Origin of the sequence: Psychrobacter pygoscelis (genome assembly GCF_004335015.1) — a bacterium.
Classification (GTDB): Bacteria; Pseudomonadota; Gammaproteobacteria; order Pseudomonadales; family Moraxellaceae; genus Psychrobacter; species Psychrobacter pygoscelis.
The window spans coordinates 467,010-484,551 of record NZ_RQRU01000002.1; the positions used below are offsets into that span (position 1 = coordinate 467,010).

At 47.8% G+C, this 17,542-nt stretch carries 13 protein-coding genes; 7 read left to right on the forward strand and 6 right to left on the reverse strand.

Going from position 1 to position 17,542, the window contains the following annotated elements; translation table 11 throughout:
* Window positions 1-5 precede the first annotated feature (5 nt).
* Window positions 6-1,625 carry an RNA polymerase factor sigma-54 gene (locus tag EGV92_RS06725; protein ID WP_131668455.1) on the reverse strand — a complete coding sequence of 540 codons (1,620 nt, stop codon included), beginning with the start codon at window positions 1,623-1,625 and terminating at the stop codon, window positions 6-8.
* A 541-nt stretch (window positions 1,626-2,166) separates the two neighbouring features.
* Between EGV92_RS06725 and EGV92_RS06730 the strand changes: the two genes are divergently transcribed.
* Window positions 2,167-3,099, forward strand: coding sequence for a nitrilase-related carbon-nitrogen hydrolase (locus EGV92_RS06730; RefSeq protein ID WP_131668456.1), 933 nt, complete (start codon window positions 2,167-2,169; stop codon window positions 3,097-3,099).
* 1 nt (window position 3,100) lies between these two features.
* Here the strand turns inward: EGV92_RS06730 and EGV92_RS06735 are convergent, their stop codons facing one another.
* The 4 genes from EGV92_RS06735 to lptM all read right to left on the reverse strand — a co-directional run bounded on the left by EGV92_RS06735 (window position 3,101) and on the right by lptM (window position 7,468).
* On the reverse strand, window positions 3,101-4,144 hold the full coding sequence (locus EGV92_RS06735; protein WP_131668457.1) for a tyrosine recombinase XerC: 1,044 nt from the start codon (window positions 4,142-4,144) through the stop codon (window positions 3,101-3,103).
* Window positions 4,145-4,154: 10 nt separating this feature from the next.
* Window positions 4,155-5,048, reverse strand: a complete 894-nt coding sequence (dapF, locus tag EGV92_RS06740; protein ID WP_131668789.1) for a diaminopimelate epimerase — start codon at window positions 5,046-5,048, stop codon at window positions 4,155-4,157.
* A gap of 538 nt (window positions 5,049-5,586) precedes the next feature.
* A complete protein-coding gene (gene lysA / locus EGV92_RS06745; protein WP_131668458.1) occupies window positions 5,587-6,969 on the reverse strand; it encodes a diaminopimelate decarboxylase in 1,383 nt (460 codons plus the stop codon).
* Window positions 6,970-7,204: 235 nt separating this feature from the next.
* Window positions 7,205-7,468, reverse strand: a complete 264-nt coding sequence (gene lptM, locus EGV92_RS14195) for an LPS translocon maturation chaperone LptM (protein WP_131668459.1) — start codon at window positions 7,466-7,468, stop codon at window positions 7,205-7,207.
* A gap of 585 nt (window positions 7,469-8,053) precedes the next feature.
* On the opposite strand from lptM, the gene EGV92_RS06755 reads away from it, so the two are divergent.
* The 6 genes from EGV92_RS06755 to EGV92_RS06780 all read left to right on the forward strand — a co-directional run bounded on the left by EGV92_RS06755 (window position 8,054) and on the right by EGV92_RS06780 (window position 15,031).
* Window positions 8,054-9,247, forward strand: a complete 1,194-nt coding sequence (locus EGV92_RS06755) for an acetate/propionate family kinase (protein ID WP_131668460.1) — start codon at window positions 8,054-8,056, stop codon at window positions 9,245-9,247.
* Window positions 9,248-9,319: 72 nt separating this feature from the next.
* Window positions 9,320-11,467, forward strand: a complete 2,148-nt coding sequence (pta, locus tag EGV92_RS06760) for a phosphate acetyltransferase (RefSeq protein ID WP_131668461.1) — start codon at window positions 9,320-9,322, stop codon at window positions 11,465-11,467.
* 200 nt (window positions 11,468-11,667) lie between these two features.
* The gene (gene nadD, locus EGV92_RS06765) at window positions 11,668-12,414 is read left to right on the forward strand and encodes a nicotinate (nicotinamide) nucleotide adenylyltransferase (protein WP_131668462.1); all 747 of its coding nucleotides are present in this window, start codon (window positions 11,668-11,670) and stop codon (window positions 12,412-12,414) included.
* Window positions 12,415-12,624: 210 nt separating this feature from the next.
* Window positions 12,625-13,029, forward strand: coding sequence for a ribosome silencing factor (gene rsfS / locus EGV92_RS06770; protein WP_131668790.1), 405 nt, complete (start codon window positions 12,625-12,627; stop codon window positions 13,027-13,029).
* A 387-nt stretch (window positions 13,030-13,416) separates the two neighbouring features.
* Complete coding sequence (locus EGV92_RS06775; protein ID WP_423227904.1) at window positions 13,417-14,088, forward strand: MOSC domain-containing protein; 672 nt, start codon at window positions 13,417-13,419, stop codon at window positions 14,086-14,088.
* A gap of 91 nt (window positions 14,089-14,179) precedes the next feature.
* Window positions 14,180-15,031 (forward strand): N-acetylmuramoyl-L-alanine amidase, encoded by an 852-nt coding sequence (locus EGV92_RS06780; protein ID WP_131668464.1) that lies wholly within the window; start codon window positions 14,180-14,182, stop codon window positions 15,029-15,031.
* A gap of 733 nt (window positions 15,032-15,764) precedes the next feature.
* Here the strand turns inward: EGV92_RS06780 and EGV92_RS06785 are convergent.
* Window positions 15,765-17,423, reverse strand: a complete 1,659-nt coding sequence (locus tag EGV92_RS06785; RefSeq protein ID WP_131668465.1) for a GMC family oxidoreductase — start codon at window positions 17,421-17,423, stop codon at window positions 15,765-15,767.
* Window positions 17,424-17,542: the final 119 nt, after the last annotated feature.

Genomic DNA, 17,542 nt, shown 5'->3' on the forward strand with positions numbered 1-17,542 from the left:
CTATTTCAATACTTTTGTTTGCGCTGTGTTGATGAGCCAATATTCATCGCTTCACGATATTTAGCGACCGTCCGTCTGGCAATCTCTATACCATCCTCCGCCAGTCGCTGCTTTATGGCACTATCTGAGAGCGGTTTTTTGGCATCTTCAGCCTCAATCATCTGTGCAATCATCGCACTGATGGCGGTAGACGACACTTCACCACTACTACTGCTCACATGCGAAGAGAAAAAATACTTTAACGAATAAAGCCCTTGCGGCGTTAAGATGCTCTTACTGGTAGTCAATCGTGAGACGGTAGACTCATGGAGACCGACTTCATCGGCGACGTCCTTAAGGATGAGAGGCTGCATCTCAGTCGCCCCATTTAGCAAAAATGCTTGCTGGCGACTGACAATACAGGTCGAGACCTTTAAAAGGTTTTGATTGCGCTCCTCAATACTGCGGATAAAGAGCCGTGCATCAGTAAGATGCTCGCGCAGGTAGAGATTATCTGGGCTGTCATCACCACGCTTTACCAGACTAGCATACTCTTTATTGACTCGCAGCTTAGGCAAGGTTTCAGGATTAAGCTGCACTTGCCACTGCACTGTTTGCTCATTGATGCTATCAGCAGTGACTAGCACATCAGGAATATCGTAGCTTTTATTATCACTAGTGAAATCCGGCTGACTATTAACAAAAGCGAGTCCTGGAGAGGGATTCAGTGTACGAATTAGCGCTAAGGCGGGTTGGATTTGATTTTGTTTTAGTCCCGTCTCTTCCATAAGAGCTTTGATATTATTGCTGACCAGATAGTGCGGCGCGGACAATAAAGCTTTGGCATAAGACAAGTCAGGCGTGTGCGCAGGCAGCTTATTTAGCTGAAGCTGCAAACATTCAGTAAGGCTACGCGCTCCTACTCCTAAAGGATCACAAGACTGGATGATACGTAGTACCGCCTCAATCTCTTCTAGCTGGACCTCAGCCTCCCACTGATAAAAGCTGGCCATAGTCGCCAGACTTCGTTGTAGCTCCTCTAAATCCAGCTGCACAAAGCCCATCTCATCCATCGCATCGACTAAATACTCAGCTATCAGTATATCCATCTGCGATAAATGCTTAAAGTTTAGCTGCCAGCGTACATGATCTTGAATGCTAGCACTGGTACTGCCTTGATAGTCATCTAAGTCATCGTAACTGGGCCGTGACAGGCCTGTAGGCTCATAGCTGTAGGAATCCTCCCAAGCCGTATGTACAGAGCTATCTACCACACTGTCATCTATCGTCGCCTGCTTTAACTTATCAGCACTATCTACTATCTCTGAGCTGTCAAAGGATGATGTCTCAAGTTGGCGACTGCTCTTAGAGGCCGTATTATTCCACAGGTCGATATTCTGCTGCGCCTCTAGCACAGAAGCTGTAGCACTGGGCTCTTGAGCAGTATCATCAAGGCTATCACTAAGATCCAAGGCATCTTCGGAGGTCTCAACACGCTCAAGTAAAGGATTGTTATCGAGCTTAACTTGGACCTCTTGGGCCAGCTCTAGACTTGACATCTGAAGCAGCTTGATAGCTTGCTGCATTTGCGGCGTGAGCTTTTGGGAAGTCGAAAGCTTAGCGCCTAATCCGAATGATATACTCATGGATGCTTACGTGACTCCAAGTATTTAAAGGTCAAGGGTTAAAGGTCAAGTATTGAAGGATGAATACATTAAGGTTAAAAATACAACTATAAATTTATCAATACAGTGGAACAAAAATTGCGCCTTAAGTAAAGCCTACTAAGTCTTCACTAAAACTTGAATGCCCATTATGAAGCGCTTTACAGTGTGGGGCTTGACGATAGCACCTTTTGCCTCAATTTTGATATGATTATTCTAAATTAGTTGTCGTCAATCACAGTGTCTAGCCGACGTTATATCACACCTATCTGTGGTGAAGTCGTATTAACACACGATTGAAAGTGGCGACAGAATTTTTTATTTTTAGATATAAATCAAAACTTTAACCGATGGCCGCAGCGTAACAGTAGCCCTTTTAATAAGCGATACCTTAAAGAGAATTACGGCTGTTATTACCTCGCCATATTCAGATTCAGGGTCGCTATTGCTCGCTTAGATTAGGGTCTACTGATATACCGCTTCGTTATTCTACTTTTATTGCCTTATTAGTGAGATATGCCCTATGACCCAGTCTAATTCTTTTACAACCTCTACTCGTTCTAAGCGCTCTACGCGACCAGAGCTGAAAGTTGCAGCTATTCAGCTCAATAGCCAACAGGACATCGAGCAAAACCTCACGACAATAGCGGCAGGCGTAGCCGCAGCAAGTGATAAAGGCGCTGATCTGGTCGTACTACCAGAGAATATGTGCAGTATGGGCCGTCAACATGAGACCGCTGAGCGCTTTGATGATTTGAGCGCGCAAATAGCAGACCTTGCAGCCAAGCATCAGACCCATCTGGTCGCGGGTACTCTGCCCTGCTTGTATCGACCTGACGGCACGACAATTAGCGACGGCCGACTGCGCCAAGTCAGCCAACTATTCGGTCCTGATGGTCAACAAATCGCCCGCTATGACAAAATTCATCTGTTCACAGCGACCGTCAGCGACGATACAGGCAGCTATAATGAGGCCGCAACCTTTGAACCAGGAACGCAAACTGTCGTCGCTCCCATTACTATCGACAATAGCACCTATCAGCTAGGGATGATGGTGTGCTTTGATTTACGCTTTCCTGCGCTGGCTCAGCAGCTAAGGCAAGTAGGCGCTGAGCTATTGACAGCCCCTTCGGCATTCACTTACATGACAGGTCAGGCCCATTGGCAGCTGCTCTTGCGGGCACGCGCTCTTGACAGTCAGTGTATGGTCATTGGCGCACCGCAAGGTGGTCATCATCACTACCAAGATAGCTCAGTCCGCCAGACTTGGGGCCATGCCGCTATTAGCCGTCACGATGGCGTCTGTGTCGATGAGTACACGCATAGCGACCTTAATGTAGAAACAAACGCTGATAAGGACATGGCTTTTGCCACAGTTATGGCAACCTTTGACCCAGAGGCCCAACGCCTTGCTCGTCAGCAGTTGCCCATCTTCCAGTGTCATCGTCTGGCTTAACTCAGTCGTCCCAGTCATTGGCTACTGGCTGACTGTGCGTAGCTCTCGGATGCGCTTGATCATAGACTTGGGTTAGCTTAGCAAAGTCCACATGGGTGTAAATCTGTGTGGTACTGATGTCACTATGGCCGAGCATCTCTTGCACAGCTCGCAGATCACCACTGCCAGATAAGACGTGCGAGGCAAAGCAGTGCCGCAATAGATGCGGATATAAATTTTGAGCGATGCCTGCACGACTGGCAGCAACTTTGAGTCGCTGCTGCACGGCTCTAGTGCTCAGCCGTGTCCCGAGCTTTTCGCTAATAAACAGCGCAGGGTCCTGCTGCTCTACCCATAAATACCGATGGGGTAGATAGCGCTGGATAGCTTCGGCCGCCTTGCTGCCTAACGGTACTATTCTGGTCTTATTGCCCTTACCAGTGACTCGAACTTGCTTTGAACTCAAATCCACGGAAGTCACATCAAGTGCCACCAGCTCCCCTACTCGAAGACCACTACTATAGAGCAGCTCAAACATAGCACTGTCACGGACCCAAAGTCTAGCTTGCTCTGGCGCTTCGGGCATAGGCTGGTCCAGTAGCTGTGACATCATATCGGCATCAGCGATGGCAGGTAGCGGCCGTGGGCTTCTCTTGAGCTGATACCCAGTCGTTGGATTGATTCGCGCCTGACCTTGCTCGATAAGCCAACCATAAAAGTGGCGAATGGCCGACAGCTCTTGTTGAACACTAGAGAGTTTGAGCTTATCTTGGTCTAAACGATGACTGATATGGCGTGCCAATTGGCGCTTGTCACAGCGCGTCCAAGTCAGCTTCTTTTTGTCCAAATAATAGGCAAGCTGCTTTAGTGCTGCAAAGTACGCCGCTAAGGTATGCGCTGAGTGATTCTGAATAGATAAGGTGTGCAGCCAAGCATCCACTGGTATGAGTAGCGTTTGAAGGTGCTCTGACATTGACGCTGCTTCTGCTACAGATTCAGCCGTTGTCTCCTTTAATCGCTGAGCGCCTACACGGCGAAGACTACCAGTCTCTACGACATCAGTCATCGCTGACTCACTAGACCTTATCTGTAGATACTGGCTTGATACCAGCTTGCGCCATCAGACCATCAGGACTAAATACCCCTTCATAAACAAAGGCGGTCGGCCCAGTCATCATCACTGAATAGCCGGGCTGCCAGTGGATTAGCAAACTACCACCATACAGCTGAGCGCGAATCTCTTCGCCTTCATCCAGCCAGCCTTCGCGAATCCCTACGGCTACCGCAGCGCAGGCACCCGTTCCGCAGGCTTGCGTCTCGCCAACGCCTCGCTCATATACGCGTAAGCGGATATGACGCTGATTCATGACCTGCATAAAACCGACGTTGACCCGTGCTGGAAAGGCTGGGTGCGATTCGATAGCTCGGCCTAGCTTTTCGACCTCTGCTTCCAATATGTCATCGACTTTGATAACTGCATGTGGGTTACCCATATTGGCCACAAACAGTTGAACCGGTGTGCCCTCAACATCCAAATGATAGGCGTTTTGAATTTTGGTGATGGCTTTGGGGGTAAAAGGAATATCATCCGGCTCAAAGCTTGGCTTACCCATATCGACCTGTACCCAACCATAACGATCGGTGGTCAAGGTAATAATACCGCTTGCGGTCTCTACTCGAAGACGCTGTTTAAAAGACAGCTTTCGCGCCTGAACGAAGCGAGCAAAACAGCGAGCGCCATTACCGCACTGCTCAACTTCTGATCCATCAGCATTAAATATTCGATAACTAAAGTCGACATCAGGATGTAGAGGTGGCTCGACTACCAAAAGCTGATCAAAGCCGATGCCCAAATGCCGGTCACCCATTAACTTCACTAAATCTGTGGTTAAATCTAAGCGCTGAGTAACCAAATCGATGACCATGAAATCATTGCCCAGCCCATGCATTTTGGTAAATTCTAGTAACATGTCCATGTATCCTGTCGTATTCTTGTGTGTAACTTATCTTACCACGGCATCTATGACAATGATAATCAAGAGACGGTTAAATCTACCGATACCGCTATCATTATTATGTCCTAATGAGAACGTAGTGATTACCCATTCTCTATCATTATCTTTGGATATAGGTAACGCCGTTATTTTAAATAAGCCAATCAGATGGCCACAAAATTTAATTATTCTACTATATATAGTTAATAATACTAAATCTTTATTTGCTTATCGACCATTTTGATACGTTGTCAGTAGTTTGGCACAATTTTATTCATTAGCAGTCGAAGTAGAACGCTAATTAAGTCAATTCTACCAAGCGCTCTACGCCATTATTTAAAGCAGTCCGATCCTCTTGTTCAATTTAGGCCGCCGAACTTAACACAGTCAGCAATAAATCCTAAGTATCTCAGCTTATTAAACTAAAAAGCCCACTACTATGAATAGTAATGGGTCAGATAACATGAATAAGGATATGAAACAGTAGAGCCGCTGGTTAAGCCGCTCAAGGCTATTAATCAGCTTGCCATAATTGCTCAGTAGCAAATAGATCCTCAACAAGCTCGCGCTGGCGGATTAGCTGATGCTGGTCTTTGGAAACCATAACTTCAGCACTACGAGGTCGAGTGTTGTAATTGCTACTCATAACAAAACCATAAGCACCAGCACCAGTTATCGTCAAGACATCGCCGACTGCTAAGGTCAGCTTACGATTTTTGGCCAAAAAGTCGCCAGTCTCACAAATAGCCCCGACGATATCCCATGTTTTTGCCCCATCAGCGCTATCTGTCGTCAGCTGTGCCGGAATAATACCCATCTCAGCCTGATAGAGCGCTGGTCGAATCATATCATTCATTGCTGCATCGACGATGGCGAAGTTTTTGTGCTGTGTAGGCTTAAGGACGTCAACTCGGGTCAGTAGAACACCGGCATTGGCGACGATACTGCGACCTGGCTCAAAGTATACCTTGAGACCTAGCGCCTTTAATTTAGGTAGCAAGGTGGCTGCAAAGTCTGCAATACTAATCGGCGACTCATCAATATACTGCACCCCAAGACCACCGCCTAGATCAATATGGCTCAGCTCGATGCCATTAGCTCTCAGATCATCAATCAGCTCAATCAGCTTATCAAGGGCATCAATAAATGGCGCAACTTCAGTAAGCTGCGAGCCAATATGGCAATCGATACCTTGAATATTAATATTAGGCATCTGAGCTGCTTGCTGATAGACCTCTAATGCGCGCTCATGCGAGATACCAAACTTATTATCTTTAAGACCCGTAGAGATATAAGGATGAGTCTTAGCATCTACATTGGGATTGACACGCAAGGAGATTGACGCGATCTTATCCAGCTGCGCCGCGACGCTCTGAATAAGCTCAAGCTCACTGTCTGACTCGACATTAAAGCAGCCAATACCTGTCTCTAAAGCAAAGCGAATGTCATCGGCGCGCTTTCCAACACCTGAGAACACCACCCGCTTAGGATCACCACCGGCGGCAATCACTCGCGCCAGCTCACCAGCAGAGACAATATCAAACCCAGCCCCCTCGCGCGCAAGGATACCCAAAACGGCCAGGTTAGAGTTGGCCTTTACCGCATAGCAAATCTTATGCGGTATCTCAGCGAAGCTATCACTATAGGCATGATAAGCGTCCAAGATCGCCTGCTTAGAATAAATGTAGCTTGGCGTGCCATATTGCTTTGCTAAGGTAGCGACACTAACCCCTTCTATCTTCAACGCACCGTTATCATAATCCAGAGCAGGCAGCTGTGCTACAAGTGCCTGAGCATCTACCTCAAGGCCTTGATTATGATTTTGCTCTTGTGCCTGTCCTTGAGATTGATCTTGTGGTGATACCGAATGCTCATTAGCAGTGGTGGAATTACTCATAGTTATTACTCTAATTAAACGCTTGTATTTTGGGTGGGGTTAAATCGGTGCCCTATTATACGCATAAAGGGGGTAGATAATAAAAAGTTAGCAAAACGCCATAAACTTCCATTTTATAAGAGTTATGACGCCTACTTACGGCTATATCATAAGCTCACAGGGTGATAGAGTGATAAGATTTTGGTAATACCGCTGGTCTTATGCGCTCTAGCAAATCTCACAAATTTTACCAACTTTAATAGTCATTAGGGTCGCTGATGATTTGTTCAATTCTCTCACGCTCTTCTGGGGTCATCTCGGCCACATTTTGTTCAGCGCTCGAATCACTATTGCTACCCACCACAGACTGACTGTCCGGAAGATATAAGGCCCCCTTTTGACCACAGCCGGTGCTCGCCAGTACCGCAGCTACCATAGCCATAACTAGACGGCCCCTAATAAAGTTGACCTTAAAGCTCTGAGTCTGGGTCGCTATAAAGCTTGGGATAGGTTGACTCATTAACAGGGCGCTCCTTGTATCTCTAATCATTTGCACTCATGGTGCATTATCTATGCTAGGCAAGACAGCCATAAAAAACAAAATAATATGCTGTTTAATTTAGCAAAAAAATGGCTTCATTCGTGAAATATGATACATTATTGACAATGCCATTCGGCAGCTTTTATGTAGTCACAAAGTCATACTCATGGACCAGAGGGCAGTAGGGCGCATGTCTTAACAGGGACACTGAGTTTTTGCACACCACTGTACTGTGTAAAGGCATTTTAATCGTAGTTCATAACTAGCGATAGTGGCTCATGCCGCGCCCTATTTTATTAGAATTATCATGGAACGGCTAAATCCAAAAAGGAATAAACACTTTTGTGGAGATATCAATTAAAGTGGAAACAATAGGCTACTGATTATTATCGCCTTATCTCGGCTTTAGGTTTTCTAACAGCTCAGCTGTTTTGCTAACTTATCTCTCTTGATAGCTTAAGTTTAATGATTTGTGGTTTCTATTTTATGCTTTGTTTTGACCATTAGATTCAACCTATCATGATAAATATACCAATTAATGACTTATTAAACTGAGACTCAACTATGACATTGACGATTACCAACCCTACCTTAGTCCTCAATTGCGGCTCCTCCTCAATCAAATATGCCTTAATCAGTGAAGACGATCAGACCCGAATTACTGGGCTTGCGGAGAACTTAGGACTCGATACGGCACAAATCAAACATACTGGCCTAGATGGTAAAAAACAACAAATCCAGATCGCAGGGGGTAGTCACAAACTGGCTTTACAAAAGATCCTTGAGCTATTGGAGCAATATAAGCCTATCGCCGTTGGTCACCGCGTGGTGCACGGCGGACGAGAATTTACCAAAGCTGCGAAAGTCACACCGCACGTATTGGCAGAAGTAAAACGTCTAAAAATCCTTGCTCCCCTCCACAATCCTGCCAACGCTCTAGGTATCGAAGCCGTCAATGCCATTTACCCTGAGCTTCCTCAAGCTGTCGTATTTGATACCGCCTTTCACCAGACTATGCCACCAGTAGCCTTCCGCTATGCCCTACCGAAAGCCTTGTACGATGAAGAGAAAATTCGCCGTTATGGCTTCCATGGTACCTCACATGCTTACGTCTCTGATCGCGCCAGCCAATTATCAGACGCAACAGGCCCGCACGGCTGGCTGACTGCCCACCTAGGCAATGGCTGCTCTGCCGCAGCGATCTATGACGGCAGAAGCTTAGATACCAGTATGGGACTGACGCCACTTGAGGGGCTGATGATGGGCACGCGTAGTGGCGATGTCGATCCGGGACTACATCTGCATCTCAAGCGTACTCTGGGCATGACGCTAGATGAGATCGACGTGGTACTGAATAAGCAAAGTGGACTACTGGGCATCTCTGGACTATCAAATGACATGCGCACCGTGGGTCAAGCGGCCGAAGAAGGCAACGAAGATGCCAAGCTTGCTATTGAGATGTTCTGCTACCGCGCCGGTAAATATCTGGCTTCGCTTAGCTGCGCCCTACCGGTCTTTACTGGTATCGTATTCACTGGCGGTGTCGGTGAAAACTCAGCCATGATCCGCAGTAAAATACTAGAGGTATTGCGCCACTTCAAGATTAGCATCAAAGAAGACAAAAACGCCTCACTTTACGGCGGCGCAGAAGGCAGCTTCCATGGCGACGATAGCCAAGCTGAGCTGTGGGTAATCCCTACTGACGAAGAATACCGCATCGCTCATGAAACCCGTGAAGCTCTAGGCTTAACACAATAGGGTTGACTGTGTGTTTTGAATTTATCTTATTGCCATTAGCTACAAATAAATAAAACCTAAATAGGAATTGCTATGCAGACTATTTTATTAGTGCCTACCAATCGCGGTATTGGCCTAACCTCAGCAGCGCTCGGCCTCATCCGCGCTCTAGATTATTCTGGTACTAAAGCCGGCTTTATGAAGCCATTCTTGCAAGATGATACCCAAGACAAGCAGCACCGCTTAGACAGCACTAGCGCGCTTGCCCAGCAAGCTTTCGGTCTTGAACCCCCTACTTCTATCAGTCGTCAGCGTGTCGAGCGTATGCTCGGTGACGGTAATCTTGATGATTTGATGGAAGAAGTGGTCGCCATGCATCACAGCATGAGCGACGGTCATGATATCGTCATTTGTGAAGGCCTAGTACCTACTACCGAAGCGTCCTATGCCGCCCAGGTCAATCGCTCTTTAGCCAATGCTTTAGATGCCAAGATTATCTTAGTCAGTACTGCCGATATCAACGATCCTAAGCAGTTGGCAGACAGACTAGATGTCCATGCTCAAGACTTTGGTGGTCTTTCAAGCTCTAGAACACTTGGCTGTATCTTGATGCGCGTACAAAATGTACCTAATACTTTTGCGACGCAGCCTGTGGCACCAGGGGAGGCGACTGTCACCCTCGATGAGAGCTTTATGCAAGCGGTCAAGCAGCAGTCGCCAGCGTTTGACACTGATAAGTTCCACCTTATCGGCGTTGTCCCCTTTAGTGATACCTTATCAGTACCCCGGACTTGGGATGTGGCGAGCGAGCTTGGCGCGACTTGGTTGCATGTTGGAGAAGCCAAAGAGCGACGTATCACTAGCACTAGCCTAACGGCTCGGGCAGTCTCGCGGGTGGGTGAAGTCTTTAACCGTGGTACTCTTATCGTCACCCCAGGTGATCGAGATGACTTATTGTTAGCCACTGCACTGGCCTGTATGAATGGTATTCCTATGGCGGGTATCGTCTTGACCGGTGGTATCACCCCAAATGACACTGTCATTGAGCTGTGCCGCCCTGCACTAAAGACTGGCATGCCGGTCATGAGTGTCGATACCAACAGCTATGCCACGGTTCAGAACCTCACCAATATGAGCAGTGAGATCCCAACAGATGATGTTGAGCGTGCTGAGGAAGTCGCTCGCTTTGTGGCAGCACATCTTGATTTAGACTGGCTCAAAGATTACTTTAGCCGTGGGCATGTCACTAGACTTTCACCCTCAGCCTTTCGCCATCAAGTGGTCAAAAAAGCCGAGCTTGCCAAAAAACGCATCGTCCTGCCTGAAGGTGCTGAACCGCGTACCGTTGAAGCCGCCTGTATCTGTCAAAGCCGTGGTATCGCTAACTGTGTGCTCATTGCTAGCCGCGCCGAAGTCGAAGAAGTCGCCAAAAATCGTGGCGTTGAATTACCAGAAGGCTTAGAGATTATCGATCCTGCTCAAATCAATCATGACAAGTATATCAAGACCATGATTGAGCGCCGTAAAGGTAAACTGACGGAACCGCTTGCTGCTGAGCAGCTCTCTGACACCGTTGTCCTTGGCACACTCATGCTCTATCTTGATGAGGTCGACGGCTTAGTCTCTGGGGCAGTTCATACGACTGCCAATACCGTTCGCCCGGCCTTCCAGTTTATTAAGACCGCTCCGGATTATTCGCTAGTCTCGTCTATCTTCTTTATGCTCATGCCAGAGCAAGTCTTGGTCTATGGGGACTGCGCCATTAACCCAGACCCTAATGCCGAAGAGCTGGCCGAGATTGCTATTCAATCGGCCGCCTCTGCTAAGGCCTTTGGTATTGATCCAAAAGTCGCGATGATCAGCTACTCGACGGGCACATCTGGTACTGGCGCTGACGTCGAAAAGGTTAAGCGCGCCACTGAAATCGTCCGTGAGCGTGCTCCTGATCTCGCCGTCGATGGCCCGCTACAGTACGACGCTGCCTTCGTCATGAGTGTGGGCAAACAAAAAGCCCCTGACTCACCTGTCGCCGGTCAAGCAAACGTGTTTATCTTCCCAGACTTGAACACAGGTAACACCACGTACAAAGCCGTACAGCGTAGTGCCAACGTCGTGAGTGTTGGGCCTATGCTACAAGGCTTGAATAAACCCGTTAATGACCTCTCTCGCGGTGCGTTGGTCGATGACATTGTCTATACCATCGCCCTAACGGCTATTCAGGCACATAGCCCAGATATTTAATAGTCTTTTGTTAAAGACGCTGTTAATAAACGCAGTAAAATAATTGTAATCATCATGACAGGATAGTGAGTCAAGCTCGCTATCCTGCTTTTTTATACCTTCAATTTATCGTGGTTAATCATCCTTTGACCCGCTACCGCTGAGCCACTACAATGACAACTATCGCCTCAACTTCTTGCAAAGGACCCTAGCCTATCCCTATGTCATCGAGTAACGCTACCGCTCAGCCCCCTGCCATTCGCGCTTATCTTGGCGGCTCTTTTGACCCTGTGCACAAGGGCCATTTGCAGATGGCAATGACCGTCTACGAGCGCCTTGCACCGCTGGCCGCTCAGCTTGGGCGTCCTATTCAAGTTGCCTTAATGCCCACAGCGCGCTCACCGTTTAAAGACCGTAGCACCGATGCCCGTCAGCGCCTTGCTATGCTTACTCTTGCCACTCATCTCACCCCTATCGATATCTGCACGGATGAGCTGTGGCAAGAGCCGCCCGTCTATACTATCAATACGGTAAAAGCCTTAAGAGCGCAGTATCCCAATGATACCCTTATCTTTATTATGGGTAGCGATAGCGCTGCAAGCTTACCACGCTGGAAGCAAGGCCTTGAGCTTACCGATTTTGTGCATTTATGGATATTTGCGCGTCAGGCTGACCGCCCAGGACATCAAGCTAATGATACGGCTCACTTAGTGAGTGCTTTACCAGAGTCTTTGCAGGCCAAAGTAACGGATAATGTGCTAGATTTACTGACGATCAATGATAATGACTTGAAAGCGTGGGCAGGTGGACGCATTTATAGAGATAATACTGAGATTGTAGCCGTATCCAGCTCTGAAGTCCGTGCAGCCCTAGCCAGCAGTGATAGCGCTGCCTTACAATCAGCATTACCGCCTATTGTTTATGACTATATTGCCGAGCAGCGCCTATATTGTCACGCTAACGGCTAATTGACCAATTGGCTTAGATCAGTACGCTAGTACGCTACTTTTTATGACGACATTAAAAAAGCAACTGATTAGTGACTTTTTTTATGGCCGCCGAGTATCTTATCCTAGTACTCGATATATCATTCTCAGACGCCTAAGCAAACTTGTTACCTTTAACTTATTTAACCCGATTTAATAATTAAGAGACTTTATTTTATGACTGATACTGCTATGACCAGCACCATGACTGACGAGCGCTTAGCTGAGTGCCTAGCGCTCATCCAAACTACTTTAGAGGATTTAAAAGCCAAGAACATCACCGTTCTTAATGTCGAGCACCTAACTGACGTCATGGAGCGCATTGTCATCGCTGACGGTACTTCTAAACGTCACGTTCGGGCGATGGCTGATAGCTTAGGAGCAGAGGCCAAAAAAGCAGGCTTTATGCCGCTTGGCCGTGAAGGTGGCAACGATTCAGATTGGACCCTTATCGATCTTGGCGCTGTCGTCGTACATATGATGATGCCTGCTGCCCGTGAGTTCTATGATCTTGAAGGCCTTTGGTCATCACCAGAGAGTCTTGCTGAGCTGGTCGCCACCCCTCGTGAGACCAAAAGAGCAGGCCGTGGTAAATAAACCACCTTATTAATCAACCCCAGCAATACTTGAGCAAACATTGTTAGTATGGGGGGCTAATATTGAGGGCTTGATATGGCGTGGTGAATATTGCAAGACTCTAACACACCGCCTAAGCACCTGTTAACGAAGCACCTATTAACAAGAAGACCAGACATGTCTGGTCTTTTTTATACTCGTATGTTTGTCATGTTTATAGGCGAATTGCCATGCTACACTGCATTCTATACTCTGGTAACTTACTAATTAGCAACTGTTAAGGATGCTGCCATGAACGATGACTCCATCACTTTGTCCGCCTCTACTAAGCCACTCAGTACCGATTTTGATAGCGCTGTCCTGCCCCTGCATGTCGCTACCCTAACCTGCGTGCGAGCTGGCAAAGCCATGCCCTTTGCCCGGGAGCAGATGAGTGCCATTGATAAAGCGCCGATTAAAGCACCTGTTAGCGTCAACTTTATGGGCCTGGCGACTGACGAGCAAGCCGATCGTCGTCATCACGGTGGTCCGCTAAAAGCGGTGCATCAACTGTCCACAGCGACCTATGCTAAAATCAACGCCGAGTTTGGTCTAAAAGTTCGCGTCGGAACGCTAGGGGAAAACCTGACAACCGAACCTGTCGAGGGCATGCCGGACTTGGACGAAACTACGGTTTGTATTGGTGATCTCTACCAATACGGGCAGCAATACGGCGGCTTGGAAGACAAGGATAAAGTTGATGAGGCTGACATTGTGCAACTGCGAATCGTGCAGCCGCGTAGACCCTGCTACAAAATCAATGACCAAATCGGTCAGTTTACTAAAGTACCCAATATCGCTTCGTGGATTTCCAAGCAAGGCTTAGCAGGTTGGTATTTTGAAGTGATTCGCGGTGGCAAAATTGATGCCGGATTACCCGTGTATCTTATCGAACGCCCCTACCCCTTTGCCAATCTCAAGACACTGTGGCAACTGGCCAATCAAAAGGGCAGTATTGACGCGGACGTTATCGAGCCGTGGCTTGCGATTGAGTGTTTAGAGGAAAGCTGGAAGCAAGTTTTGAAGAAGAAGGTTAAATAAGGCTAACTAAAGCATCCTTCATTCAGCTTATTTAGCTTGGTAGCAAACATATAAAATACTGATTCTTCTGATTTACGATGACGAGCGTTCCATGACCAAATGCACCCTGTCTCTAGCATTGACCTTAAGTCTAGCGCTACCTCTCATCAGCTGCGTCGCCCTCACTGAGCCACCCTTCGAGATTGATAGAAGCTACCAAGCTCAAGGCAAAAATCAGCGGATTCACTTCATCATCCTGCACTACACCGCTGAAGATGATGCGACCTCGCTTGAGATGCTCACGACCAAAAACGTCAGCGCCCACTATCTCATCCCCTCTACTGACGATAATAAAATCTATCAATTAGTGCCGGACCATGAACGCGCTTGGCACGCAGGCAAAGGCGGCTTTGCGGGCCGCAGCGTGTTAAACGACACCTCAATCGGTATAGAAATCGTCAATGAGGGAATCGCCCAGCAGTATAGAGGCGCACTTAAGAGGGACAATCTTAGCTATCACCCAACTGAACATTATGTGGCCTTTCAAGACATTCAGGTTCGTAAAATCGCCCAGCTAGTACAAGACTTAGCCGAGAAGTATGAGATTGAGCCGAAGAATATCATCGGTCACTCAGACATGGCGCCGTCGCGTAAAATCGACCCCGGAGCGAAATTCCCTTGGGAGCGGCTGTATAAAGAGTTTGGCATTGGCGCTTGGTACGACGAGGCGGACAAGCAACACTTTATGAATCAGCAGGCGTTTGCGCGCCAATCTATTGCCGATATTAAGCAAGCGTTTCGAGACTATGGCTATGCCATCAATGATACTGACGAATGGGACAAGCCTAGCCGTAATGTGATTTATGCATTTCAGTTGCACTTCCGGCCTGACAATCTGAGCGCTGAGATGGACTTAGAGACTTATGCTATTTTACGGGCTTTGAATAAGAAGTATGGGGATTGAGTGTTAGGTTATGAAGCAAGGTGTAGCGTGGGGTTAGCGTAAGCTACCGGAAATCTTACTAGTACTGGCTACCTTTAAATCTATTCAACTCATGAGCTACTACCGACTTTTTGAAATGACCTCTGTTTTAGTAAGACGGTAGAAGAGTAATATTTAATTAACTTGATACGTTTGGAGAAAACGGCATCACCTTGTGGTGCTGTATAGACCATGTATAACTTCTTGGGAGGAATAACGATAGTGTTAATACCAAAGGGAGATTTTTGTTTGACGGTTTTAAACGCTTACCTGAACGTAGTGGGATTTTGGAATCAATAAACTGCTCGGCTAGATTGTTGCTTACCAATAATTGGTCACTTATTGGTAAGGCCTTCTATATTACCCTTATGGTTTTAAGAGGAAGTAAGACTTTTAGGGTATGCTAAATTGTTGGGTATCGCATGCTCCGCCTAACCTACTGATAGGCTCTGAATTCAGGGTTGCCTCTCGCCGAGGGACGAGGCGCGGCCATAGTCATAAAAGGTCGCCTACCCTTGACCCGCATATTTCTCAATGTCTAAAGAACTCCGATATTAAGGCCAATCTTTTAGCTTTTTGTCTTATAAAAACTTGGTAGCTAGAAATCTTCCCTAGCCTCCCTTTAAAAAAGGGGGGAATCAGCAAAAAGGTGCGCCCAATGGCCCACCTTTTTTATTGTGCAAATTAACCCTCACAGCGACTATTTAGCTATTTATTAGTGTGCCATCTCCGGTTGCTTATTGATAGCCATGTTAGGGATTTGCCGACTGGCTTTAATCATATCGGCGGCCTTTTCCGCAATCATGATGGTCGGGGCATTGGTATTGGAGCTGTTCAAGGTCGGCATGATAGAGGCGTCGACCACACGCAGGTTGGCAATACCGCGCACCCGCAGCTCGGTATCGACCACGGAGCCTGCGTCTGAGCCCATGCGGCAAGTGCCCACAGGATGGTAGTCGGTATCGGCGTGCTTTCGGATGACTTCGGTAAGTGCCTCATCGCTTTCGGCATCAGCAGTTAGGGTGTCTTTGATAACGTACTTGGCAAGAGGTGCTTCTTTGAATATCTGCTGGGTGCGGCGAACGCCAGCGATTAGGCACTTTAGGTCGTCTGGATGTGATAGGTAGTTGGGGTCAATGGCGGGCTTATCAAAAGGGTCGTTAGAGTTTAGCCGCACAGTGCCTCGGCTCTTGGGCCGTAAGTAGTAGACATGGCAAGAGACGCCGTAGCCCCATTTGAGATTGCGGCCATGATTCTGTACCGGAGCGATAACAAAGTGCAGCTGAATGTCAGGCCAGTCCTTTGGCACGTCTTCACCGACGGTAAAAAAAGCGCCGCCTTCAGCGAAGTTGGTTGAGAGGCGCCCTGAACCATCTTTGCGCCACTGCATGCCAGCTTGGATGAGGTTTTTGCCACCAACCATGCTGATAGCGAATATGTCACTGGTGTTGACCTTGTACTGTAAGATTAAGTCGATATGATCTTGCAGATTTTCACCCACTTCTGGACTGTCCTTTACGACCTTAATACCGTGCTCGCGCAGGTGCTCGGCAGGGCCGATACCAGAGAGCATGAGTAGCTGCGGCGAGCCGAATGCACCTGAGCTTAAAATGACTTCACCTTTGGCGTAGATTTTTTGCTCTACGCCGTGCTTTTGATAGACCACGCCGCGGGCTTGCTGCGCTTCAATAATGATTCGTTTGGCATGGGCTTGAGTGATAATGGTCAGGTTGGGCCTATCTTCGATAGGATGCAAGTAGGCAGCAGCAGATGAGCAGCGCTGCCCTTGCTTTTCCCCATGAAAGTGGGTGACTTGATAGAGGCCAACGCCGTCTTGACGTGCACCATTAAAGTCATCCGTACGATGTAGCCCATTGGCGACGCCTGCTTCGACGAAGGCTTGACTGATAGGGCGCGGGCTAAGCAGATCGGTGACGTTTAGGGGGCCCTCGCTCCCGTGAAACTCATCACCGCCGCGCACGTTATTTTCGGCTTTTTTAAAGTAAGCCAGCAGGTCATCATAGCCCCAACCAGCACAGCCCGCTGCTTTCCAAGCGTCATAATCATGACGGCTACCACGGGTATAGACCATGGCATTGATGGCAGAGCCGCCGCCGAGACATTTACCACGTGGCTGATAGCCGACACGGCCGCCGAGCTGCTTTTGCGGCACGGTGTTAAAACACCAATTATTAATCTTAAAGGGCTTGCCGGGCACCAGGACCGCCACTCCTGCAGGCATGCGCACCAGTAAATCCTTGCCATCGCCACCCGCCTCTAAAAGACAGACACTCACTAGCGGGTCTTCTGAGAGCCGGCTTGCCATAACCGCTCCGGCAGAGCCGCCACCTACTACAATATAATCAAAGTCCATGGTAACACTCCATTGTTGCCAGCGGGCTGTACGTATGTTCGTATCTATTTGTTGCTGATTGAACCTGATTTAATATAAGTACGCCTGCTGTTGATATCCTTATCAAATGTCTAACTCTA

Coding starts and splice junctions, on each gene's coding strand:
- EGV92_RS06785 (WP_131668465.1), bottom strand. CDS start 17,423: ATGGACTTTGATTATATTGTAGTAGGTGGCGGCTCTGCCGGAGCGGTT.
- EGV92_RS06725 (WP_131668455.1), bottom strand. CDS start 1,625: ATGAGTATATCATTCGGATTAGGCGCTAAGCTTTCGACTTCCCAAAAG.
- EGV92_RS06735 (WP_131668457.1), bottom strand. CDS start 4,144: ATGACTGATGTCGTAGAGACTGGTAGTCTTCGCCGTGTAGGCGCTCAG.
- dapF (WP_131668789.1), bottom strand. CDS start 5,048: ATGTTACTAGAATTTACCAAAATGCATGGGCTGGGCAATGATTTCATG.
- nadD (WP_131668462.1), top strand. CDS start 11,668: ATGTCATCGAGTAACGCTACCGCTCAGCCCCCTGCCATTCGCGCTTAT.
- lysA (WP_131668458.1), bottom strand. CDS start 6,969: ATGAGTAATTCCACCACTGCTAATGAGCATTCGGTATCACCACAAGAT.
- lptM (WP_131668459.1), bottom strand. CDS start 7,468: ATGAGTCAACCTATCCCAAGCTTTATAGCGACCCAGACTCAGAGCTTT.
- EGV92_RS06780 (WP_131668464.1), top strand. CDS start 14,180: ATGACCAAATGCACCCTGTCTCTAGCATTGACCTTAAGTCTAGCGCTA.
- EGV92_RS06730 (WP_131668456.1), top strand. CDS start 2,167: ATGACCCAGTCTAATTCTTTTACAACCTCTACTCGTTCTAAGCGCTCT.
- rsfS (WP_131668790.1), top strand. CDS start 12,625: ATGACCAGCACCATGACTGACGAGCGCTTAGCTGAGTGCCTAGCGCTC.
- EGV92_RS06755 (WP_131668460.1), top strand. CDS start 8,054: ATGACATTGACGATTACCAACCCTACCTTAGTCCTCAATTGCGGCTCC.
- EGV92_RS06775 (WP_423227904.1), top strand. CDS start 13,417: ATGCCCTTTGCCCGGGAGCAGATGAGTGCCATTGATAAAGCGCCGATT.
- pta (WP_131668461.1), top strand. CDS start 9,320: ATGCAGACTATTTTATTAGTGCCTACCAATCGCGGTATTGGCCTAACC.